The organism is Arthrobacter methylotrophus, assembly GCF_039539965.1.
In the GTDB taxonomy this organism is placed as follows: Bacteria; Actinomycetota; Actinomycetes; order Actinomycetales; family Micrococcaceae; genus Arthrobacter; species Arthrobacter methylotrophus.
This window is the reverse complement of the sequence record NZ_BAABED010000001.1, coordinates 4,007,182-4,027,798: the sequence shown is the minus strand read 5'-3', so window position 1 is coordinate 4,027,798 and position 20,617 is coordinate 4,007,182. Positions and strand designations below refer to the sequence as shown.

At 63.9% G+C, this 20,617-nt stretch carries 17 protein-coding genes; 7 read left to right on the top strand and 10 right to left on the bottom strand.

Features of this window, described 5'->3' with window-relative positions; all coding sequences use genetic code 11:
• Positions 1-4 precede the first annotated feature (4 nt).
• The 3 genes from ABD884_RS20745 to ABD884_RS20735 all read right to left on the bottom strand — a co-directional run bounded on the left by ABD884_RS20745 (position 5) and on the right by ABD884_RS20735 (position 3,393).
• Positions 5-1,315 (bottom strand): ABC transporter substrate-binding protein, encoded by a 1,311-nt coding sequence (locus tag ABD884_RS20745; protein ID WP_345051172.1) that lies wholly within the window; start codon positions 1,313-1,315, stop codon positions 5-7.
• A gap of 141 nt (positions 1,316-1,456) precedes the next feature.
• Positions 1,457-2,260: a hypothetical protein gene (locus ABD884_RS20740; RefSeq protein ID WP_345051168.1), complete on the bottom strand. Its 804-nt coding sequence runs from the start codon at positions 2,258-2,260 to the stop codon at positions 1,457-1,459.
• Positions 2,257-3,393: a Gfo/Idh/MocA family protein gene (locus ABD884_RS20735; protein WP_345051164.1), complete on the bottom strand. Its 1,137-nt coding sequence runs from the start codon at positions 3,391-3,393 to the stop codon at positions 2,257-2,259. The genes ABD884_RS20740 and ABD884_RS20735 overlap by 4 nt, the downstream gene beginning before the upstream one ends.
• Before the next feature lie 185 nt (positions 3,394-3,578).
• On the opposite strand from ABD884_RS20735, the gene ABD884_RS20730 reads away from it, so the two are divergent.
• Both ABD884_RS20730 and ABD884_RS20725 read left to right on the top strand, forming a co-directional pair.
• Complete coding sequence (locus ABD884_RS20730; protein ID WP_345051159.1) at positions 3,579-4,799, top strand: ROK family transcriptional regulator; 1,221 nt, start codon at positions 3,579-3,581, stop codon at positions 4,797-4,799.
• An 83-nt stretch (positions 4,800-4,882) separates the two neighbouring features.
• The gene (locus ABD884_RS20725; RefSeq protein ID WP_345051154.1) at positions 4,883-6,079 is read left to right on the top strand and encodes an MFS transporter; all 1,197 of its coding nucleotides are present in this window, start codon (positions 4,883-4,885) and stop codon (positions 6,077-6,079) included.
• A 209-nt stretch (positions 6,080-6,288) separates the two neighbouring features.
• Here the strand turns inward: ABD884_RS20725 and aceB are convergent, their stop codons facing one another.
• Both aceB and aceA read right to left on the bottom strand, forming a co-directional pair.
• Positions 6,289-7,950 (bottom strand): malate synthase A, encoded by a 1,662-nt coding sequence (gene aceB, locus ABD884_RS20720; RefSeq protein WP_345051148.1) that lies wholly within the window; start codon positions 7,948-7,950, stop codon positions 6,289-6,291.
• Between the two features lie 99 nt (positions 7,951-8,049).
• Positions 8,050-9,366, bottom strand: coding sequence for an isocitrate lyase (gene aceA, locus ABD884_RS20715; RefSeq protein WP_345051141.1), 1,317 nt, complete (start codon positions 9,364-9,366; stop codon positions 8,050-8,052).
• Between the two features lie 207 nt (positions 9,367-9,573).
• Here aceA and ABD884_RS20710 point away from each other — a divergent pair, with 207 nt between their 5' ends.
• Positions 9,574-11,058: a helix-turn-helix domain-containing protein gene (locus ABD884_RS20710; RefSeq protein WP_345051136.1), complete on the top strand. Its 1,485-nt coding sequence runs from the start codon at positions 9,574-9,576 to the stop codon at positions 11,056-11,058.
• 135 nt (positions 11,059-11,193) lie between these two features.
• Here ABD884_RS20710 and ABD884_RS20705 read toward each other — a convergent pair whose 3' ends face one another.
• Complete coding sequence (locus ABD884_RS20705) at positions 11,194-11,787, bottom strand: dihydrofolate reductase family protein (protein WP_345051132.1); 594 nt, start codon at positions 11,785-11,787, stop codon at positions 11,194-11,196.
• Between the two features lie 13 nt (positions 11,788-11,800).
• Positions 11,801-12,559: a DUF6036 family nucleotidyltransferase gene (locus tag ABD884_RS20700; RefSeq protein ID WP_345051129.1), complete on the bottom strand. Its 759-nt coding sequence runs from the start codon at positions 12,557-12,559 to the stop codon at positions 11,801-11,803.
• 2 nt (positions 12,560-12,561) lie between these two features.
• Between ABD884_RS20700 and ABD884_RS20695 the strand changes: the two genes are divergently transcribed.
• From ABD884_RS20695 to ABD884_RS20680, 4 genes are all read left to right on the top strand, one after another.
• Positions 12,562-13,962, top strand: a complete 1,401-nt coding sequence (locus tag ABD884_RS20695; protein WP_345051122.1) for an MFS transporter — start codon at positions 12,562-12,564, stop codon at positions 13,960-13,962.
• Positions 13,963-14,268: 306 nt separating this feature from the next.
• The gene (locus ABD884_RS20690; protein WP_345051113.1) at positions 14,269-14,970 is read left to right on the top strand and encodes a queuosine precursor transporter; all 702 of its coding nucleotides are present in this window, start codon (positions 14,269-14,271) and stop codon (positions 14,968-14,970) included.
• Between the two features lie 128 nt (positions 14,971-15,098).
• Positions 15,099-15,785, top strand: a complete 687-nt coding sequence (locus ABD884_RS20685) for an ABC transporter ATP-binding protein (protein WP_345051107.1) — start codon at positions 15,099-15,101, stop codon at positions 15,783-15,785.
• Positions 15,786-15,787: 2 nt separating this feature from the next.
• Complete coding sequence (locus ABD884_RS20680; protein WP_345055118.1) at positions 15,788-17,293, top strand: DUF6297 family protein; 1,506 nt, start codon at positions 15,788-15,790, stop codon at positions 17,291-17,293.
• Between the two features lie 93 nt (positions 17,294-17,386).
• Here ABD884_RS20680 and ABD884_RS20675 read toward each other — a convergent pair whose 3' ends face one another.
• The 3 genes from ABD884_RS20675 to ABD884_RS20665 all read right to left on the bottom strand — a co-directional run bounded on the left by ABD884_RS20675 (position 17,387) and on the right by ABD884_RS20665 (position 20,561).
• Positions 17,387-18,316 carry a hypothetical protein gene (locus tag ABD884_RS20675; protein ID WP_345051101.1) on the bottom strand — a complete coding sequence of 310 codons (930 nt, stop codon included), beginning with the start codon at positions 18,314-18,316 and terminating at the stop codon, positions 17,387-17,389.
• Positions 18,317-18,461: 145 nt separating this feature from the next.
• A complete protein-coding gene (tgt, locus tag ABD884_RS20670; protein WP_345051097.1) occupies positions 18,462-19,802 on the bottom strand; it encodes a tRNA guanosine(34) transglycosylase Tgt in 1,341 nt (446 codons plus the stop codon).
• 33 nt (positions 19,803-19,835) lie between these two features.
• Positions 19,836-20,561: an SRPBCC family protein gene (locus tag ABD884_RS20665; protein ID WP_345051089.1), complete on the bottom strand. Its 726-nt coding sequence runs from the start codon at positions 20,559-20,561 to the stop codon at positions 19,836-19,838.
• Between the last annotated feature and the right edge of the window lie 56 nt (positions 20,562-20,617).

Genomic DNA, 20,617 nt, shown 5'->3' with positions numbered 1-20,617 from the left:
CGCTTTACTTCTTGAGGACAGACTGGAGGCCGGTCTGGAAGGCCGTGAGTGCCGACTTGGCGTCGGTCTTGCCCGTGAGGATGGTCTGGGTGAACTGGTTGAGCGCCTGGCCGCCGTCGAGGACTGCGAGGTTGGCGTTGAGGGAGGTTCCCTGCGCGGCGAAGGTCTTCGCGATCGGCTGGTACTCCTTGACGATCTTGACGTTGTTGGGATCGCTGGCAAACTCGGGAAGCTCGGTGATGGATTTGAAGACCGGGAGCGCGTTCATGAGCTTCTGCTGCCACAGTTGCTTGAGCTGGCCCATGTAGTAGACCAGGAAGGCCTCCGAGGCATCCTGGGAGGGAGTGTTCTTGTACATCATGATGTTGTTCGGGAACACCAGTGTGGCCTTGTCGCCGTGCGGACCGGCCATCGGGCTGGCCACCAGGAGGTCTCCCGAGGTGTCGCCTACGCGCTGCGGCACGCCGAGCACATACATGCCGAAGGCCGCCTTCTTGTTCTTCCACTGGGCATCGAGGTTGTCGGTGGTGTAGCTGACCGCGGCGGGGTCGATGACGCCGTTGGAGACGAGCTCGAGCAGGAACTCGATGGCTTCGACATTGCGGTCGTTCATGACGTCCAGCTGGCCGTCCTTGGTGAAGACGCCGCCACCGTTGTTGATCATCATCATGATCATCAAGTGGTTGCCGATGTTGTTGCCGGCGCCGGAGCCCGTAGCGAACCCGACTGCACCGATGCCCTTGAGCTTCTTGCCGGCGTCGAGCAGGCTGGGCCAGTCGGTCGGGACGGCAACCCCGGCCTGGTCGAAGAGGGACTTGCGGTACCACAGCGGGCGCATGTCCAGTTGCCACGGAACGGCGACGTAGCCTTTGTCGGACTTGAACGGCTCCAGCACGCCCGGCAGGAAGTCGTCGAACTGGCCGTTCTTCTTGAGCGCTTCGACCACCTTGTCCGCGTAGGCGATCTGGCCCTGCTGGTCGAACTGGAACGCCTGGAAGCCGCCACCGGTGGACACCGCGGGGCCGGTTTTGGACGCGATGGCCGAGGAGAACGTCTGGTAGAAGTTGTTCCACTGGATGGTCTGGTAGCTGGCCTGGCTGTTGGCTCCGGAGAAGCCCTCGGTGATCTTCTTCGCGGCCTCGTTATATGCCGGTGTGGCCCACGGCATATCCCAGAACTTGATGGCGCCGCCAGCGGAGCTTGAGCTGGAGCCGCCTCCGCACGCTGCGAGCAGAGGGACAGCCGCTGCTGCCGCCGTGAGGCCGAGGAAGCCCCTGCGGGAGAAATTGCGGCTGGCTTCGGACTTAACATTCATGGTGATTCCTTTCGGGACCGCTGCGTGGTCTTCGCGTTTGGTGCGGTCTGGCTCGTCGTCGAGAAGGCGAATGATTGCTTTTGGTGCTCAGATTTGCTCTGTTTGCTCGGTGGTGCTGCTTGCGTGTCTGAGGGCTTGGGTTCAGGACAGGTGTGCGATGGATTCCGTCAGCCGTGCAAAGCCAGCCAGGTCGGAGGGAAAGGTTTCGGCGTCGAGGTGCTCCTTGAGCCGACGCCATGTAGCGCGATGTGCGGATTCGTACAGCGTGGGCAAAAGGATTTCGCCTTGAGGTCCGGTAGCCCGGACTTCCGCCGGCCACGCGGCAAGCGGTTCGGGGACTGCGATGCTGACCCCGCCGTCGTCGGTATAGAGACGGACCTCGACGCCGGCGGGACGGGCGTTGCTCAGCAGGCCCTGGAACGAAACCGGGGCACCGTTCGCGAGCCGGCCGGACATCGTGTAGCCGTGCGTGCCGCGGCGCAGGACGCGAAGCGCGTTCAACTGACCGGTGACGCGTACGACGGCGGCGAGATGCTCGGTCAGCAGCCGGGCCGGATCGCTGCCTACCGGGGCAGTCGCGACGGTATCCAGCATGGCCGCGCGCCCGGCGACCGAGCGAACAGCGTCTTCGGCCGGGACCAGCGCCGGGTTGGCTGCCCAGCGCTGGTCCAGGACAACCACGACGCCGGCGGTTTCAGCGGCGTCGAGCAGGGCCGCGGTGCGTTCCGGGACGGGATTGACCACGACGATGCCCAGCGCTCCGCCGTCGATCGCTTTGATTGCCTCGTTGGTCCAGCCCGGGGCGCCCTCGATGGCGGAAATCTGTGGAGTGGGCGTCGCCTCACTGGCGGGTCCGAAGCTCGCCGGCAGCGAAGCGACGGCGAGTGCCACGGCGCCGCTCTCTTCGGCCCGCGGGGTCGCGGTGACCGTGTACTGGGTGCTCATGAGCGGGCTCCTGCATGGCTGTTGGTGTGTTCGGAATGCTCGGCTGCCGCCTCATCCACTGTGGCGTCGGCGATGGCGATCGCGAAGGTGAGGTCGTTGATAAGGCTTTCGGCGGACGGCGGTTGCTTGGTTCCGCGGGCCAGCTGGGCGAGTTCGCGCCATTCGCCCTCATATCCGTTGTGCTCGTACGGCCCGTAGGTGATGCTCGTGGCATTGCGCGTGCCCGTGCCGCGGGTGATGGTGGCCACCGCGGATCCCGCCTGGACGTAGGAAGGAGTGAAATCCACGCGGAGGGCAGCATCGTCCGAGATCGCTTCGAAGGTCCATTCCGGCTTCCACGTCGTGTTCATGACTGCGCGCAATTCGATGATCCGCTCACGGGCACCCTGTTTTCCGGAACGAAGGGAGATCACGTAGCCGAAGGGCCGCACATGGCGTGCCTGCAGCACTTCGAGGTCTTCGAAATCCGGGGTGAATCGCCTGACGAGCGGCAGGTCGTGGATGGCGAGTCCCATGATTCCGCCGCGGAGTGCGTTCTTGATGAATTCGACGTCGCGGTAGTCGGGGACGCCCCCGGCAGGCCGGGTGATGATTTCGGTGGCGAAGTCTTCGAAGCGGGAATTGGGCGGGAGGACGATCGAGGAGCGGATGGTGTGGACGTTCTGCGGAAGATCGCCCCAGTTGGCCTCGGCCGCGAGCCAACCCGGATCGAAAGTGTGCATGGCGCCTACGATGATCGGCACGCCGGTTTCTTCGCTGACCGCTGAAATCCGGGCTGCTTCTTCGCCGTTCATGGCGAAGGGCTTTTCGCAGAGGACCCCCTTCTTCCCTGCACGGCATGCGGCGATGACCTGGTCGGCGTGGAACTGGTGGGGGCTGCAGATCGCAACGATGTCGACGTCGGGATCGCCCAGGAGCGCGTCCATGCTGGTGCTGTGGTTGGCGCCGACGCGTGCTGCGACGGATTCGGCGACTGCGGCGTCGACGTCCATGATGTGGCGGACTTCCAGGATGTTCCGGAGCCGGGCGAGGGATGGCAAGTGGATAGCCTGGGTGACCGGGCCCGCGCCAAGGATCCCGACGCCGAGGGGCTGCAGTGATCCTAACGGGGCTGCTTGTGAGTGGCTGGACAAGATCAGTTACCTCTTCGTAAAAGGAGACTCTGAGGTTCACCGCGGCCGGGAGGCTACGTGACCCTTCTCACAACTAACTAGGAACAACCTAAACCGACTTTTGTCGATGAGCAAGCAAAAGTTGAAAAACATTCGTCAATCTTTTGCTGCGTGACACGCATAAGCAATCGTGCTATCACTGATGCATGACCTCAGCACCCGAAAAAGCCCCTGGCAAGGACGGCTCCGTACAGGACGCCGGGAGCCTTTCGCGCGCAGGAGATCTGTTTCAGCTTCTTCGCGACGGCCACGCACGTACCCGGGCCGAACTCGCCATCACCACGGGACTGGCCCGGTCCACCGTCGCCTCCCGCATTGACGCACTCATGAACTCCGGACTCGTGGGCCCGGCCGGCGAGGCGAGCTCCAGCGGCGGCAGGCCGCCGTCGCGCTTTGCCTTCAACCCGGCAGCCCGCGTTGTCCTGGCGGTCGACGTCGGAGCGACGCACGTGATCGTAGCGGTCACCGACCTCGGAGGAACGATCCTGGCCGAGCGCCGCCTGGCGCAGCAAGTCGCCGACGGTCCGGATGCGGTGCTCGGCAGGGTAGTGAAGGAAGGGCGGGAGCTCCTCACCGAAACAGGCCGCGCCCTCGAGGACCTTGCCGGGATCGGTATCGGACTGCCCGGCCCCGTGGAACACGACACCGGCAGGCCGGTCAAACCGCCCATCATGCCCGGCTGGGACGGATTCGACGTCGTCCGCTACATGCAGCGCTCGCTGCCAGTCCCCGTCCTGGTGGACAACGACGTCAACATCATGGCCCTGGGCGAACGTACAGCGTATTGGCCGGACCACGACAACTTGCTCTTCATCAAAATCGCCACCGGCATCGGCGCAGGCATCATCAGCAGCGGCGAGCTGCAACGAGGCGCCAACGGCACCGCCGGGGACCTCGGCCACGTCAGGGTTCCCCGAGGCGACGACGTCCTCTGCCGATGCGGGAACTATGGCTGCCTCGAAGCGCTCGCCTCCGGGCCCGCCGTCGCCCGCCAACTACAGGCCCAAGGACTAGAGGCGAGCAATGGCGGCGACGTGCTGCGGCTCGTCGCCGAGGGAAACCTCCAAGCCATCCAGGCACTCCGGCAAGCCGGACGCGACGTCGGCGATGTCCTCGCAACCGTGGTGAACCTGCTCAACCCCTCCATGATCGTGATCGGTGGCAGCGTGGGTGAGGCCGGTGAACACCTCGTGGCCGGCATCCGCGAAGTGGTCTATCGACGCTCGCTGCCCCTGGCTACATCGCATCTGCGCATCGGCATCTCGATGGCGGGGGACCAGGCCGCAATTCTCGGCGCGAGCCAGATGGTCACGCAACACGTTTTGTCCCCGGCCGTGATTGAAGCCACGCTCCAAGCGACGGGCTGAGCTGCGTCTTTTGGCCTTCCGGAGCGGCCTGCCGTGATAGCAATGAAGCTAATGGCTACTTTCCCCACCCTTCAGAGCATCCCATGACCGGTCAATTCCTCGCCAAAGTCCCACGAGGCTGGCTGATCCTCGCATGCATCGGCCTCATCGCCCTCAACATGCGCGGACCCTTCGTCGCGGTGGCACCCGTGGTGGATTCCCTGAAGCGGGACCTTGGATTCTCGCCTGTGGAACTTGGGCTCCTGACGAGCATTCCCGTGCTCTGCTTCTCGCTTGCGGCACCATTGGCTTCCATGGCCGGGCGGAGGTTCGGCGCCGAATTCGCGGTGATGCTCACGCTCCTGGGCGTGCTCGCCGGCGTCGTGATTCGCTCCAGCGGCGGTGGTGGTCCCGTCATAGTGGGAACGGCCCTCATTGGCCTTGCCATCACCATCGGCAATATCGCAGTGCCGCTCATCATCCGCCGGGACTTCGCGCCCCGGCGCCAGGCAACCGCGATGGGCGTGTACACGGCGGCGCTGAACATCGGGTCTTTCCTGACATCGGTGGCCACCGCCCCGCTCGCCGAACTTGTGGGCTGGCGGCTTGCCCTCGCGGCAAGTGCCATCCTGGCCTTGGCAGCCATCCTGTTCTGGATCCCCGCAGTGGGTGCCCGGAGGGCCTTCGTTCCGGCTCCTGTTCGGGCCGCCGACGGGTCGCGAGCCGGCAACGCCTCCGGCGTGGGCTGGCTGACCGTCGGCCTGACCCTCGGCTTCGCCGGCCAGGCCTTCTCTTATTACGGCGTGACGGCGTGGTTGCCCAGTTTCTTGTCCGACGAGCTGCACATGGGCACCGCACAGGCCGGGGCCGGGTCATCGCTCTTCCAGATCTTCGCGATCATGGGCGGCCTCGGCGTGCCGCTGCTTGCCCGGTTCACCAGCACGACGGCGGTGGCGGTCACCTTGAGCGGGCTTTGGCTCACTGTGCCTTTGGGCTTACTGCTGATCCCGGACTGGTGGTGGCTGTGGTCTTCCCTAGGTGGCGTGGCCCAGGGCGGCGGCATCACCGTCATCTTCATCGCCATCATCAGGTTCGCCCGCGACCAAGCTTCGGCGGGCCGGATGTCCGCCATCGTGCAAGGCGTTGGCTATTGCTTTGCCGCCCTTGCTCCCACCATCGTGGGCTATGTACACGGCATTTCCGGCGGCTGGACCGTGCCACTCCTGGTCATCCTTGCTTCGGTCGCTGCGTTTTGCGTCTGCACCACTCTCTCGGTGCGCTGGGTAGCCCGGCAACGCTAGGTGCGTCCCGCCGTCGCACACGAGTCCCGCCGCCGCACACCCAAGTAGCTCGCAGTTGTTGTCGTTATGAAGGCTCAAAACGACAACAACTGCGAGCTACTTGGGCAGTGACGGGGTTCCGCCTGCTGGGCTGCCTCCCCGACCATCGGGGTCACTTGTTGCGAAGAGTGCAGGCGGCCCAGCAGGCGGTGGGCCCACGCCGGTGGGGACTATGCGGCTACGAGCTCTTCCTTGGTGGCTTCTTCGCGGGCCTCCGTGAGGTAGCGGGCGTAGGCCGGGATGGTGAGGAAGGTGGGGAATTCTTCGGCGAGGGTGACTTCTTCGAAGATGCTGCGGGCGTCGTTGAAGCGGTCGTCGTCGAAGCGTTCCAGGCGTGCGAACTCTTCGTCCAGGAGGTCGGTGACCCATTCGCGGCTGATGAGTTCCCCGGTGTCGGTGATGGCGCGGGAGAAGATCCACTGCCAGAGCTGCGAGCGGGAGATTTCCGCGGTGGCGGCGTCTTCCATGAGGTTGTGGATGGCGACGGCGCCGTTTCCGCGCAGCCAGGACTCGATGTAGCGAATGCCGACCTCGATGTTGTTCCGGATGCCGGTCTCCGTGATGGTTCCTGTGGTGGCGGCGATGTCGATCAGGGCGCGGTCGTCGGGGGTAACGTCCTCACGTGAGCGGTCCAGTTGGTTCGGACGCTTGCCGAGTACGCCGTCGAACACTTCGCGGCACACCGGAACCAGATCCGGGTGCGCAACCCAGGAACCGTCGAAACCGTCGCCGGCCTCGCGGGTCTTGTCCGCGCGGACCTTTTCGAACGCTGCCGTGTTGGCGGCTTCGTCCTTGCGGTTGGGCACGGCTGCGGCCATGCCGCCGATGGCCATGGCGCCGCGGCGGTGGCAGGCCCGGACGAGTTGCTCGGTGTAGGAGCGCATGAACGGCTGGGTCATGGACACCTGCGCGCGGTCCGGCAACACGAAGCGGGGGCCGCGGGTGCGGAAGTTCTTGATCACCGAGAAGATGTAGTCCCAGCGGCCCGCGTTCAGTCCCGAAGCATGGTCACGCAGCTCGTACAGGATCTCCTCCATTTCGAATGCCGCGGTGATGGTCTCGATCAGCACTGTGGCGCGGATGGTGCCCTGGGGGATGCCGAGGAGGTCCTGGGCCTGGATGAAGATGTCGTTCCAGAGGCGCGCTTCGAGGTGGTTTTCGATCTTGGGCAGGTAGAAGTACGGGCCCTTGCCTTGGGCGAGCAGGCGGCGGGCGTTGTGGAAGAAGAACAGGCCGAAGTCGACCACACCGCCGGCGACGGGCTTTCCGTCGATGAGCATGTGCTTTTCCGGCAGGTGCCAGCCACGGGGGCGGACCACGATGGTCGGCAAGTCCTCGGCGGCACGGAGCTTGTACTCTTTGCTGCGGCCGTCGGAGGTGGAGGTGAAGTCGATGCGGCGTTCCAGCGCGTCGGTGAGGTTCAGCTGGCCCTGGATGACGTTGCGCCAGGTGGGGGTGGAGGAGTCTTCCATGTCGGCCAGCCAGACCTTGGCGCCGGAGTTGAGCGCGTTGATGGTCATCTTGCGGTCAACGGGTCCGGTGATTTCCACGCGGCGGTCCTCCAGACCCGGTGCCGGGGGAGCGACGCGCCAGTTCGGATCGTTGCGGATTTCCGCGGTCTCCGGGAGGAACCGCGGATCCTGACCGGCGGCGATCTGGCCGCGGCGGGCGTGCCGGGCCTGCATCAGTTCCTGGCGGCGCTCCGCCGTCGCGCGGTGCAGGGCTGCCACGAACTCCAAGGCGTCCGGGGTGAGGACCTCGTTCTGCCGGTGAATGGGCTGGGCGGTCAGCGTGATGCCGTTGATCGTGCAATTGTCAGTGAAGCTGTTCATGGGAATTCTCCTCTTGAGGATCCCAACTGACTCGCAGTAGGTGTCGTTTTGAGGGCTCAAAACGACACCTACTGCTATCTAGTTGGGGAAAGTAGTGGGCTAGTGGAACTGGCCTTCTTCGGTGGATCCCACCAGGGCCAGGGTGGATGCGTTCGGGTTGAGCGCAGTTGCAATGTCGTCGAAGTAGCCGGTGCCGACTTCGCGCTGGTGCTTGGTTGCGGTGTAGCCGCGGGACTCGGAGGCGAATTCCTTTTCCTGAAGTTCGACGTACGCGCTCATGCCTTCACGGGCGTAACCGTGGGCGAGATCGAACATCGAGTAGTTCAGGGCGTGGAAGCCGGCCAGGGTGATGAACTGGAACGTGAAGCCCATGGCGCCGAGCTCACGCTGGAACTTCGCGATGGTGGCGTCGTCCAGGTGCTTGCGCCAGTTGAACGACGGCGAGCAGTTGTAGGAGAGCATCTGGTCCGGGAACTCGGCCTTGACGGACTCGGCGAACTTGCGGGCCAACTCGAGGTCCGGGGTGCCCGTTTCCATCCAGATGAGGTCCGAATACGGAGCGTAGGCCTTGGCACGGGCGATGCAGGGTTCGATGCCGTTCCGGACCTTGTAGAAGCCCTCCGCGGTACGCTCACCCGTAATGAATTCCTGGTCGCGCTCGTCGACGTCGGAGGTGATCAGCGTTGCTGCCTCGGCGTCGGTCCGGGCGATGATCACCGAAGGCGTGCCCGCGACGTCGGCAGCGAGGCGGGCGGCGTTCAGCGTCCGGACGTGCTGCTGGGTGGGGATGAGGACCTTACCGCCGAGGTGGCCGCATTTCTTCTCGGAGGCGAGCTGGTCTTCCCAGTGCACGCCTGCGGCGCCGGCCTGGATCATGGATTTCATGAGTTCGTAGGCGTTCAGCGGGCCGCCGAAACCGGCTTCGGCGTCGGCGACGATCGGGACCAGCCAGTCCTCAACGGTCTGGATTCCCTCGGAGTACTCGATCTGGTCGGCACGGAGCAGCGCGTTGTTGATCCGGCGCACCACCGTGGGGACCGAGTTGGCCGGGTAGAGCGACTGGTCCGGGTAGGTGTGGCCGGAGTTGTTGGCGTCGGCGGCGACCTGCCAGCCCGAAAGGTAGATGGCCCGAAGCCCGGCCTTGACCTGCTGCACGGCCTGGTTGCCGGTCAGCGCACCCAAAGCATTGGTGTAACCGCCGCTCGCAGCCTCATCCGTGAGCTGCTTCCACAGCTTCTCGGATCCGCGGCGGGCCAGGGTGTGCTCCTCGGAGACCCGGCCGCGGAGGCCGACCACATCGGTGGCCTTGTAATCGCGGGTGACGCCTTCCCAACGCGGGCTGGCAGCCCATTCGAGCTCCAGTGCGGCGGCCTGCTCGGTTGCTGTCTGCTGAGTGGGCTCAAATGCTGCGGTCATTGTTCTGTCTCCCTTGACGCTACTGAGTGTGGTGCCGTGTTTTCTGTCTTTCCCTCCCGGGGGCCGGCCCGCACTGCGCCATTGCAGTTCAGGCCGGTTGGTCCCGAGTGGTATTTCTTTCCGTGGTTCTTACTTTTCAGTACTTCCACGAGGCTTTCTAGAGGAAAAGCATGGAAAGAAACGCACTTCTTCGCGTATCCTCAAGAAATGTCACCTGTGAGCTGGAACCGCGAAGTACCGCCGCCGTCGTCGTCCGCTTCCACCGCCGAACTGGACGTCATCAGCCTGGGCCGCCGCGTGCGGTATCTGCGCAAGCAGGCCGGGCTGACCCTCGACGACGTGAGTGCCGCCGTCGGGACCGCCCCTAGCCAGCTGAGCCTCATTGAGAACGGCAAGCGGGAACCCAAACTGGGCCTACTGAAGCAGCTCGCGGCCGCCCTCAATGTGGGCATCGACCAGTTGCTCGGAGCGGAGCCGCCCAGCCGCCGCGCCGCCCTGGAAATCGAGCTGGAACGGTACCAGCGCGGGCCCCTGTATGAATCGCTGAACCTGCCGAAAATCCGCGTCAGCGCGAGGCTCCCGCTCGACGTGCTGGAGTCGCAGGTAGGGCTCCTGCAGGAGCTTGAGCGCAAGCTCAACGAGCAGATCGCGACGCCGGAAGAGGCCCGCCGCGCGAACGGTGAACTACGTGCCATGATGCGTGAGCGCGGCAACTATTTTCCGGAGTACGAGGCCGAGGCGCAAAAGGTGCTCAAGGGCGTCGGATATACCTCGGGTCCCTTGAGCCAGCACGTCATTGCGGACATCGCCGACCACCTCGGATTCACGCTGCACCATGTGGGTGATTTGCCCCATTCCACCCGTTCAGTGACCGATCTAAAGAATCACCGAATTTATCTCACGCAAAGCCAGCGGCAGGACCATGATCCCCGTTCGGTGCTCCTGCAAGCCCTTGGACACTACGTCCTGGGCCATGAAACGCCCAAGAGCTACGGGGACTTCCTGGCGCAGCGGGTCGCCACCAACTATTTCGCCGCGGCGCTGCTCCTGCCCGAGCACGCCACCCTGGAGTTCCTGCAGAAGGCGAAAGCGGCCAAGGAGATCGCCGTCGAGGACATCCGGGACGCCTTTGCCGTCTCCTACGAAACAGCGGCACACCGCTTCACCAACCTGGCCACGAAACACTTGGGCATCACGACGCACTTCCAGAAAACCCACCAGAGCGGCATCATCTACAAGGCCTACGAGAACGACGGCGTAGCCTTCCCCCAGGACCACACGGGCGCGATCGAGGGGCAGCCGGCATGCAAGGCATGGACTTCGCGTGCCGTGTTCGACGTTCCGGACAAGTTCAGCGCCTACAGCCAATACACGGACACCGTCTCGGGCACCTATTGGTGCACCGCTCGTACGGAGCGCTCGGCGGCCGGGGAGTTTTCGCTCAGCATCGGCGTGCCTTACCAGCACGTGAAGTGGTTCCGCGGGAGGGAGACGACGGCGCGGGCTACTTCCACGTGTCCGGACCCGAACTGCTGCAAGCGCCCGCCGGCGTCGTTGGCTTCTTCCTGGGCAGGCAACGCCTGGCCGTCCGCCCGCGCCCACTCGCACCTGCTGGCCGCCATGCCGCCCGGCGCGTTCCCCGGCGTCGACGAGACCGAGGTGTACGCGTTCCTGGAGGCGCACTCGGGGTAGTTCTTGTGCGGGGCTGTTGCTTGGGACGCGTCACGCCACGCAACTTTTTGGATTCCCTGGGGTTGAACCACCCCGGAATTCCGCGGATTGGCCCATGATGTGGACCCAAAAACTCGTCTGGCGTGACACCGACGCCTACCGGGGTATGACAGGGTAGCTCAAGTGCGTGACACCCACCCCTTCGACAACGGTCGGGTTGCCCAAAGTGACCGGCGCGTTCTCCAGACGATCGAACAGCCGGATGCCGGAGCCCAGCAGCAACGGAACCAGGTCGATCCGGATTTCGTCGAGCAGCCCGGTGTCGAGGCACTCCCGAATGGTGTCGGCGCCGTGCATCCCCACGATCTTGTCGCCGGCGGCTGCCTTTGCCTGTGCGACAGCGCTTTCCAGTCCGTCGGTGACGAAATGCACGGTTGAGTCGGAATCGGACCATTCCTCGGGCACCTCGTGGGTCACGACGAACGCCGGCACCCCGAACGGGTGCTGCCCTCCCCAAGCGCTGGCCCGGTCTGAGGTGCGCCGTCCGGTGAGCATCGCGCCCACTTCACCCATCAAAGCCCGCAAGTGCTCCGCGCTTGCTGCGGAAACGTGGAAGGTGAAGTCCGGCTTGGTGGTTGGGACGTCGACGTCACCGGCGAAGTACCAGTCGAAGACCTCGTCGACGCCGTCCTCAAGGTCTGCCACGTAGCCGTCAAGGGACATGGACATGAGTGCCACTACCTTGGTCATAGCTTTTGCTCCTTCAGTTTCGGAGGGACATGACCCAGGACAAAGCCGCATCGCGGCGAGGCTCGGACGGGTCTATTAGCCGGATTCTGTCCACGAGCTGCACGCGGTCGATGAGGGATGACTCGATGAGTGCCAGAACGAACGCATGGTCCTTGAGGCGTGCCGCAATGAGCTTCGCCGCGCAAAGATCGTAGGGATCCAGGCAAAGCCCGGTGCTGTTCCGGGTCCGGACATTGCGTACACCGACAAGGCGGTACTCCCAGTCGGCGGGGAGCACTGCGGTCTCCCTTTCGACAGCCTGGACATAGAACCCGAACTCTTTGTGGAAAGGCGACCACTCACCAAGCGCCGAATCGATGCTGTCCGCAAGAGTGCCGACGTCGTCATCGGCAAACGGGGCAATGTCCACCGCATCGGACATGGTGATCGCCGCGGGCAACTCGTCCTCCGTGAAGGACCCCAAAATTGACTGGCTTCCGATCACGATCACCCGGTCGCCATGAATGATGTCGGTAGCAGCCCGGATGGCGTGCTCAAGATCTTCGCGGCGCAACGGCGGCAGCTTTCTTGATGGCTTGCATGGGCGCATGTTACCGCTGTGCAGGACAATTGTCAGTGCCCCGAGCCCCTGACACGTCGAGAAGGCATTCAGGGCGAGGAGCCGAAGCGCTTGGTGGGCGACCAATATGACCGAAACGCCAGCCGGTAAGTTACCCAGCGGTACGGTGGCGACGGCCCGGCCGGTGGCTGCGGCATCCCCAGGAAGGTTCATTGATGAGCACCCAGCAAGCAGCGCCCCAGAGTGAGGCGGCCCGGACGCGCAAGGCCGTCGGCAATATCCTCAAGGGCTCGGCAGGCAACCTTGTGGAGTGGTACGACGTGTACATCTACACGGCGTTCTCCGCCTATTTCGCATCCCATTTCTTCAGTTCCAAAGACCCGCTGCAAAGCAATTTGGAGGCCATGGCCGTTTTCGCCGTGACCTTCCTGATGCGCCCTATCGGCAGCTGGTTCTTTGGCCGCTATGCCGACCGCAAGGGGCGCAAGGCCGCCCTGACCGTGAGCGTCACCATGATGTCCGCAGGGTCCTTCGCCATCGCGATCCTGCCCACCAAGGAAGTGATCGGAGTGTGGGCCTTGGTGCTCCTGATACTGATCCGGTTGATCCAAGGGTTCTCCGTGGGCGGCGAATATGGCACCAGCGCCACCTACATGTCCGAGGCCGCGACAGCCAAGCGCCGCGGCTTCTTTTCCTCCTTCCAGTACGTCACGCTGATCGGTGGTCAGATGCTGGCCCTGTTGGTGCTCGTCATCCTGGAACAGGCGCTCGGCAAGGAAGCTTTGGGCGGATGGGGTTGGCGCATTCCGTTCGTCATCGGGGGCTTTGCTGCGTTGGTAGTCCTTTGGCTCCGACGTTCCATGGAGGAGACCATTTCCGCAGAGCAGACCGCTGCGGCCACGGCTCCGGCAGCCGGCGAGGCCCAGCCGGGCACCCTGAAGTTGCTTTTCACCAAGCACTGGCGCTCGCTGCTGATCTGCATCGGCGTGACCCTAGGCGGCACAGTGGCCTTCTACACGTACACCAACTTCATCCTGTCCTTCATGCAAAACACCAGCGGCATCGCCAAGGAAACCAGCAGCCAGATCAACTTCTGGGCGCTCCTGATCTTCATGTGCCTGCAGCCGGTCTACGGCATGATTTCGGACAAGGTCGGCCGCAAGCCGCTTCTGCTGTGGTTCGGCATCCTCGGTGTGTTGTGCACTTGGCCGCTGTTGTCTGCGCTGGGCGGAACCACGGACCCGTTCGTGGCCTTCCTTTTGATGATGGGCGGACTGTTGATCGTGGGAGGTTACACCTCCATCAATGCCTTGGTGAAGGCCGAGCTCTTCCCCTCGTCCATCCGCGCGCTTGGCGTGGGCCTCGGGTACGCGATCGCCAACTCGCTGTTCGGCGGAACGGTTCCCTTGGTGGGTGCTGCCCTCCAGAAAGCCGGCCAAGTGGAGGTTTTCTTCACCTACGTCACCGTCGCCATTGGCATTTCCCTGCTGGTCTACATCTTCGCCCTGAAGAACAAGAAGTCCACCCATCTGGACGAGGAACAGGGGAGTGCCTTCGGCTCCCCGCGCGCGGACGACAACTCACGTGCTGATGATCAGGACCCCGTCAGCGCCTAACTCTTTGGCGCCCGCCGTCGTCGTCCCCTTCCCTTCCTCCCCGTCGCTCGCTCACTTGTGTGAGGTTTTGGGGCGACGCTCGCTCATGTCTGGTGAGCGAGCGTCGCAGGATTTGGGGCTATATCTGCAGGGGCATCGGTGATGGGCGGACCAACGGGTATACGGGCGGATCCATGATTCTTTGTTCCTCGATGCGAGAATAAGGGAGGCTCCGCGGTTTGCAAGCGGGACCACCAACAGTGCTAATACAGCGGGGCGCCGTGCCCACTCCGGCCGCCTGCGCGAACCACTACGAACGGACAAGCGATGACGACAGCTCCAGAATCCCAGACCCTTAATAAACCCACGCCGCGCTTCGCGTCAATAGGGTCTCCGTACTTCGGCATCATGTTGGCATGCATGGCCGTGGTGGTGATTCTCTCCAACATTGGCGCGGCCAAAGGGGTCGCCTTCGGTCCGATCATCACAGATGGCGGGTTCTTTCTGTTCCCGCTCGCCTACATTCTTGGCGATGTCATGAGTGAGATTTACGGCTTTAAGGTGGCCCGCAAAGCGATCATCACCTCGTTCGCCCTGTCAGCGTTCGCATCGCTCTGCTATTGGATCATCATCGCGCTGCCCGGTTTCAACGATGATTACGGTACCGCCAAACAGGCCGCCATCGAGGGTGCGCTGGGGCCGGTTCCGCAGATTGTCCTGGCTTCGCTGCTTGCTTTTTTCGCCGGCCAGACCATCAACTCCCTCATCCTGGTCAAAATGAAAGCCCGTTCAGGCGAGAAAACCCTCTGGGCCAGGCTCATGGGTTCATCCGGTGTGGGGGAGTTCGTGGACACGCTCATCTTCTGTAGCATTGCGGCCTCGGTGATCGGCATCACGGATTTCGGAGGTTTCGTAAATTACCTGGTGGTCGGCTTCGTCTACAAGGTGGGAGTGCAGTACATCCTCGTGCCTGTTACGTCCTTGGTCATTGGGTGGATCAAGAAGCGCGAGCCTAGCTACTGGGCCTAAGTACCCGAAATCGCGACATAGGTGCGGGAGCGTTCCGTCGGAAGGCGACATAGGTGAGGGAGCGTTCCGGCAAAGCACGACAGCGGTTGGCTCAGGGGAACCGCAGGGAAGTCCGGTAGTTTCAGAGGATGAAGCTGGGAAAAGCCGTGCTGACGGCCGAGAATCTTGTTGCGGGCTATGGTGAGCACGCCGTGTGTGGGCCGCTCGACGTCGAAGTTTTCTCCGGGCAGGTGCTCGGGATGGTCGGCGAAAACGGGGCTGGCAAGTCGACGCTGCTCCGCACGATGATCGGCGCGCAGGCCGCGATCGAAGGCGATGCCCAAGTGCTCGGCTTGATGCCGGACGACCGCTCGGCCCTGTTCCGCAGCAAAGTCTCGGTGCTCCTGGACGAGGATGCCTACTTCGATTCCCTCACGGTCCGCGAGCACCTTTCCTTGGTGGCCCGGGGGCATGGACTTCCCAACCCCGATGCGGCGGTGGAGGATGAGATCGACTTCTTTGAACTCCGAACCGTGGCGGACGCGTTTCCCGATCAGCTTTCCTCTGGACAGCGTCGCAAGCTGCTCCTCGCCTCGGCCTTCATTCGGCCCTTCGAGTTGCTGGTATTGGACGAGCCCGAACAGCGGCTCGATACCCGCATGCGCGGCCTGCTCGCGCAGCGGATTGCCCGGACGGCCAAGAAGAATGCGGCTGTGGTCATGGTTACCCACGATGCGGACGTCGCCCAGGTCGCGTGCACGCGGGCCGTGATTGTCGACGACGGCGGTGCGCAGGTGGTCGGCACGGACGAAGCCGTGGCGAGGATCCGCAGGTGAACATGTCCACTGTTTCGGTAGCGCAACCGGAGTTCGTCAACTTCGACCCCGAGCGTGCCACACGCAAGGTCATCAGACCGCGCGGTGAGTCCCTGCTTTCCAGACTCAACGAGCTGTACGTCCAATTCCTGACCTTCGGCGTCGCCCTGATCTACGCGACAGGCCTGCTCAACGGGCTCACCGCGGCGGCGAATCATGGCTTTGGAGGCCATCTGGTTTCGGACAACTACGGAGTGGTCCCCGTGGAGTACGGTCTGGTTGCCGGGTTTGGCCTCCTGGGCATCGCGGCCTTTTGGATGGCCAGCCGGCTCGGGCCACTAGCCATCACGGCGAATCAGCGGCATTGGTGGTACTCGCTGGCCATCAACCGCGAACCCCTTTTAGCGCGAGGCTTGCGTCGCGCCATCCTGGCTGCCGCCGTCGTCGGCGCTCTCGCGACTATTCCCGTCGCGATCATCAGTGGCTCGAACGCGCCAGTGTTTGCCGGGTATATCCTGACGGGTGCGCTGACCGGGGCGGCGATCCTGGCACTCGCAGCCTTCGCCCAGACGCGTTCAGCGGCGTCGGCCGGGCAAGGCGGACCGACAAAGTGGGTATTGGCGGTTGCCTCGGCGGCTCTCGGCGCGATGCTGTTCGGGACGTTGCAGGGAAACTGGATCCTCGCGATCGCGCCTGCGGTGGCCTTGGTGGCTGCGGCTGTGGGCATGCGAAACAAGCTCTCCACCGTCCGTACGACCTCGCTGCTCAAGGCAGGCTCCGCAAGGGGACATGTCCAGGCAGCGCTGACGCTGATGGACACCGGGGAGCTCAGTGCCTCGCTTTCCAGCGGTGGCAAACGGAGCAGGTTCAGGCTCCCGGGTACGCCAAGGACTGCAGCGGGCGCACTCTTCCACGCGGAGGCAACCGTGCTCGCCCGGCAACCCGGCCGGCTGTGGCGCTGGGGACTGGGTCTCGCCGTCGTTCCCTTGACCGGGCTGGTCCGGACGTTCGATTCGCCCATCATCCTGCTTCCCGTGTTGCTTGCCGCGGTGATCTTCTCTGCCACTGCGGCGGCAGGGCCACTCTGGCAGCTGCGCATGGCTCCAAGCCTCGACGCGCTCCTCCCGATTTCCAGGACAGCTTCGCGCTGGGTCCACGTCGCGTTGCCGGTCTTGCTGATGTCGTTGTGGACGACGGCGGCTGCCGGATTCTTCGTGCTGGCTGGCGGTTTCCGCGTGGAGCTCCTCGTCCTGGGAGCGGCGGCGGGCGGCGGTCTGGGTGCCGGAATGCTGCGACGTGCGTTCCGCCAGCCGGAAGACCTGACCAAGCTGGTGTACCTGATGCAGCTTGGACGGAGCGGGCCTGCCATGCTGGGAACCAGGATCCGAGGCTACGTGCTGTGCCTCTTCGCCGTGGTCCCGCTGGCCTTGGGCATGCTTTTCAACGCCCCCGAGGTCCTGGTGACGCCCGCCGTCGTGCTCAATGTGGTGCTCCTAGTGATCGGCGTGACGATGGCGGACCGTCCCTGAGCGTCTCCCCGGGGCGAGCTCGCCGGAACGGTGCCGGCTCGCCCGAACGTTCCGGCGACCAGGGCGCGTTCCGGCGATCTCGACGGCGGCAGGCTAACGGCGGAGGGCCTTCAGTAGCCGGCTCTTGAATTCCTCCTCGCGAAAGAGGTGCTTCCACTCCACGCGGACGAAACGCCAACCATCCTCGCTAAGGGCCTTTTCCCGGCGCCGCTCCTGGAAAATCACCTCATCCGTTCGCTTGAAATCGAAGTATTTGACTCTGCCATCGAATTCCAACGCTACCTTTGCCTCCCGCCAGGCAAAGTCGAGCCGATGCCGGCCTGCCCGGCTCTGCACTTCAACCTGGGGTTCAGGCATGGGCAGCTTCAGCCGCGAGATGAGTTCCCGACACAGGGTTTCGCCGGCCGACTCGGATCGCGGATCAGCGTTGGCCAAGGCCTGTCGAAGCTTCCTGACGCCGCGTCGGCCATCCAATGCCTCGGCCATGGCCTGCATTAGCGCACGATCAGCGCCAAGCCTCAATGCATGATCCATGAGCACCAGCCCGTGCCTGTAGCTGAGTAGCATGGCGCAATCCACCACCGTCCGCTCCAAAGACGTGACCCGCAGGTTTCCGATTGTCACGATGTCCGTCTCGGCGAAAGGCCTGGTGTGACCGCGGACATCCTTGCCAAGGCGCTCGTTGGACGGCCGGACCCGCAGCAGGATGTGGATCAGGTCGTCAACGTCCCAGAGGAAAAGGCGGTGCAGCCGCGCCGCCGAGGTGTGGCTATATACGTAGTCTCCCGTCGACGTCGTGAGCGTTCCATGCGCATGGGCGTAAATCAATTGAGTACTACGGATCCAGGCGGATTGCTTCGCCCAGAGCGCGGCCCGAATGTAGCAGCCATACCGTAGCCGGACCAGCTGGCCGCGACGCACCAAGTGCAGGATTGCACGGGAATTGAGGCCGTGTGCGTGAAGTTGATCGGTGCGCCAAAGGTTTCCCTTGTCCGGGAGCGAAAGTGGCTGGGAAGGCGTCATTGATCCAGCCTTGTTCGCCGGCTGGGCCAACGGAAGCTGCTTGCTCGGCTATGTGGAAAACGTGGGGTCGCCGGAACAGTGCTAGGTCGCCTGAACGCTCCGGCGAACCCGCACCGTTCCGGCGATTTCGGCGTCGGTGTGAAGGCTAGGAGTAGTACCGCCCCAGGGTCTCTCCCTTGAATTCGAAGAAGTCCCCGGATTCAATAGCCAACCGCGCGTCGTCCACCATCTTCACTACGAAGCGCTCGTTGTGGATGGAGATGAGCGTGGCCGAGACCATCTCGTGGGCCTTGTACAGGTGGTGGATGTACGCCCGCGAATAGTTGGCGCAGGTGTAGCAGTCGCAGCCGTCCTGCAAGGGTCCGAAATCCTTCTTGTAGCGCGCGCCCGACAGGTTGAACCGTCCAGACGGCGTGTAAAAGGCCGAATTGCGGGCCACCCGGGTGGGGGAGACGCAATCGAAGGTGTCGGCGCCGTTTTCGATGGCCGTAAAGATATCGTCCGGCTCGGAGATGCCAAGGAGGTGCCGCGGCTTGTTTTCGGGAAGTTCCTCGTTGCACCAACGCACGATGGTGCCGAGGTTCTCCTTTTCCAAGGCGCCCCCGATACCGAATCCGTCAAAGGGCATTCCGCCCAGGTCCCGGCAGGCCTTGCGGCGAAGATCCTCGTACTGTGCACCCTGGATGACGCCGAACAGCGCTTGGTACGGCTTCCCCACCCGCTCGGCAGTCAGCCGCTCATGCTCGACGACGCAGCGCTCGGCCCAGCGACGTGTCCGTTCCAACGACTCCTCTTGGTAGCCACGGGAGTTCTGCAGCGTGGTCAACTCGTCGAAGGCGAACATGATGTCTGCGCCGATCCGGTGCTGCACCCGCATGGAGATCTCGGGCGAGAAACGGTGCCGGTCCCCGTTCAGGTGCGACTTGAACCAGACGCCGTCCTCGTCCACATGCGCCAGCCGCTCCTTACCGGGGGCCACGGCGTCGTCAGGACCGGACATGTCCACCGAGGTCATGTCGATGACCTTCTTGAACCCAGAGCCGAGGCTCATCACCTGGAAGCCGCCCGAGTCCGTGAACGTAGGCCCATCCCAATTCATGAACGCACCGAGGCCGCCCGCCGCGTCCAGGATCTCCGGACCCGGCTGCAGATACAGGTGGTACGCATTGGCCAGCAAAGCCTGTGCGCCGAGGTCCTTCATGGATTCGGGCAGCACCGCTTTGACCGTGGCTTTGGTCCCGACGGCGATAAACGCGGGCGTCTGGATCTGGCCGTGCGGCGTGGTGATGGTGCCGGTTCTGCCCAGGAACTCCCCGCGCTCGCCGTCGTGACGGCTGCCGCCGCCGTCGTTTACCTCACGCTGGCCCGACGACGGCGGGCGCGTTTCGCTGAGTCGCGCGCCCACCTCGAAGGAGAATGTGGACTGCTGGGCAGCGGCCGGGGCAGGACCGGACGCGGAAGGGGGCAAGGAGGAATCGGCTGGCACCGTTACAGTCTGCCAGCCCCAAGGCGCGAATCGTCAGTGCGAATGGACCTCTGTGGGGTAGTTCTCAGCCTTCCAGCTATCCCAGTGCGAGCGGATCGAGTCCAGGCTGCCGGCACCCAAGCCGTAGGTCGAAGCGATGACGATAGTGCCGCCGTCGGGCCTCTTTTCCGGAATGACAGGCTGGTCGGCCACAATCAGCAGCCCGTCCCCGTGTTCCGCGTAGCTGTGCACGGTGAGGCCCACTTGGTGATTGCTTCGGAACCAGACCTTGCCGGAGATGGCCTCGCCAGTCGGCAGGGTCAGGGAGTAATCCTCGCCGGGAGACGGGACGTCGGACAGGCCGAGCTTCTGGAGCCCCGAACCGCTACCGCCGGGCAACGAAACGAAATGCGTACGCCGGTGTCCGTGCGGATGGCGTTCGAGGGCGAATCGGAGCTGCTGCAGGAACGTCAACCAACCCTGGGTGATGTCCTCGTCCCAAGCGGCCCACTCGGAGTCGTGGTCCAAGGCAGCCCGCGTCACGCGGACCTCGGTGCCTCCGCTGACGGGAGTGAGCTCGAAGACGTCTCCGCCATTGACGGTCAGGGATGTGTGCTCCGGACCCTCAACTACGTTGGTGGTGAAATAGATTTGGTTGATTTCGTCGCCAAGCTCGTCGGCTTCCCAGCCGTGCCATTGAGCCACGAGTGACGGTTCGCGCAGCGAAGTCCAAACTTGCTGCGCGTCGGCATTAATCACAACGCTCAGATTGTTCGTCATGGCCCGAATCTACCGCCGTTGGAGCGAACACGACAGGTCTTGTGAAATCCTCTGAT

Excerpts from the sequence above, each read along its gene's own strand:
- ABD884_RS20690 (WP_345051113.1), top strand. The coding sequence starts at position 14,269 with ATGACGACAGCTCCAGAATCCCAGACCCTTAATAAACCCACGCCGCGC.
- ABD884_RS20685 (WP_345051107.1), top strand. The coding sequence starts at position 15,099 with ATGAAGCTGGGAAAAGCCGTGCTGACGGCCGAGAATCTTGTTGCGGGC.
- ABD884_RS20745 (WP_345051172.1), bottom strand. The coding sequence starts at position 1,315 with ATGAATGTTAAGTCCGAAGCCAGCCGCAATTTCTCCCGCAGGGGCTTC.
- ABD884_RS20700 (WP_345051129.1), bottom strand. The coding sequence starts at position 12,559 with ATGAACCTTCCTGGGGATGCCGCAGCCACCGGCCGGGCCGTCGCCACC.
- ABD884_RS20675 (WP_345051101.1), bottom strand. The coding sequence starts at position 18,316 with ATGACGCCTTCCCAGCCACTTTCGCTCCCGGACAAGGGAAACCTTTGG.
- ABD884_RS20725 (WP_345051154.1), top strand. The coding sequence starts at position 4,883 with ATGACCGGTCAATTCCTCGCCAAAGTCCCACGAGGCTGGCTGATCCTC.
- ABD884_RS20695 (WP_345051122.1), top strand. The coding sequence starts at position 12,562 with ATGAGCACCCAGCAAGCAGCGCCCCAGAGTGAGGCGGCCCGGACGCGC.
- ABD884_RS20730 (WP_345051159.1), top strand. The coding sequence starts at position 3,579 with ATGACCTCAGCACCCGAAAAAGCCCCTGGCAAGGACGGCTCCGTACAG.
- ABD884_RS20705 (WP_345051132.1), bottom strand. The coding sequence starts at position 11,787 with ATGACCAAGGTAGTGGCACTCATGTCCATGTCCCTTGACGGCTACGTG.
- aceA (WP_345051141.1), bottom strand. The coding sequence starts at position 9,366 with ATGACCGCAGCATTTGAGCCCACTCAGCAGACAGCAACCGAGCAGGCC.
- ABD884_RS20740 (WP_345051168.1), bottom strand. The coding sequence starts at position 2,260 with ATGAGCACCCAGTACACGGTCACCGCGACCCCGCGGGCCGAAGAGAGC.
- ABD884_RS20680 (WP_345055118.1), top strand. The coding sequence starts at position 15,788 with ATGTCCACTGTTTCGGTAGCGCAACCGGAGTTCGTCAACTTCGACCCC.
- ABD884_RS20665 (WP_345051089.1), bottom strand. The coding sequence starts at position 20,561 with ATGACGAACAATCTGAGCGTTGTGATTAATGCCGACGCGCAGCAAGTT.
- ABD884_RS20710 (WP_345051136.1), top strand. The coding sequence starts at position 9,574 with ATGTCACCTGTGAGCTGGAACCGCGAAGTACCGCCGCCGTCGTCGTCC.
- aceB (WP_345051148.1), bottom strand. The coding sequence starts at position 7,950 with ATGAACAGCTTCACTGACAATTGCACGATCAACGGCATCACGCTGACC.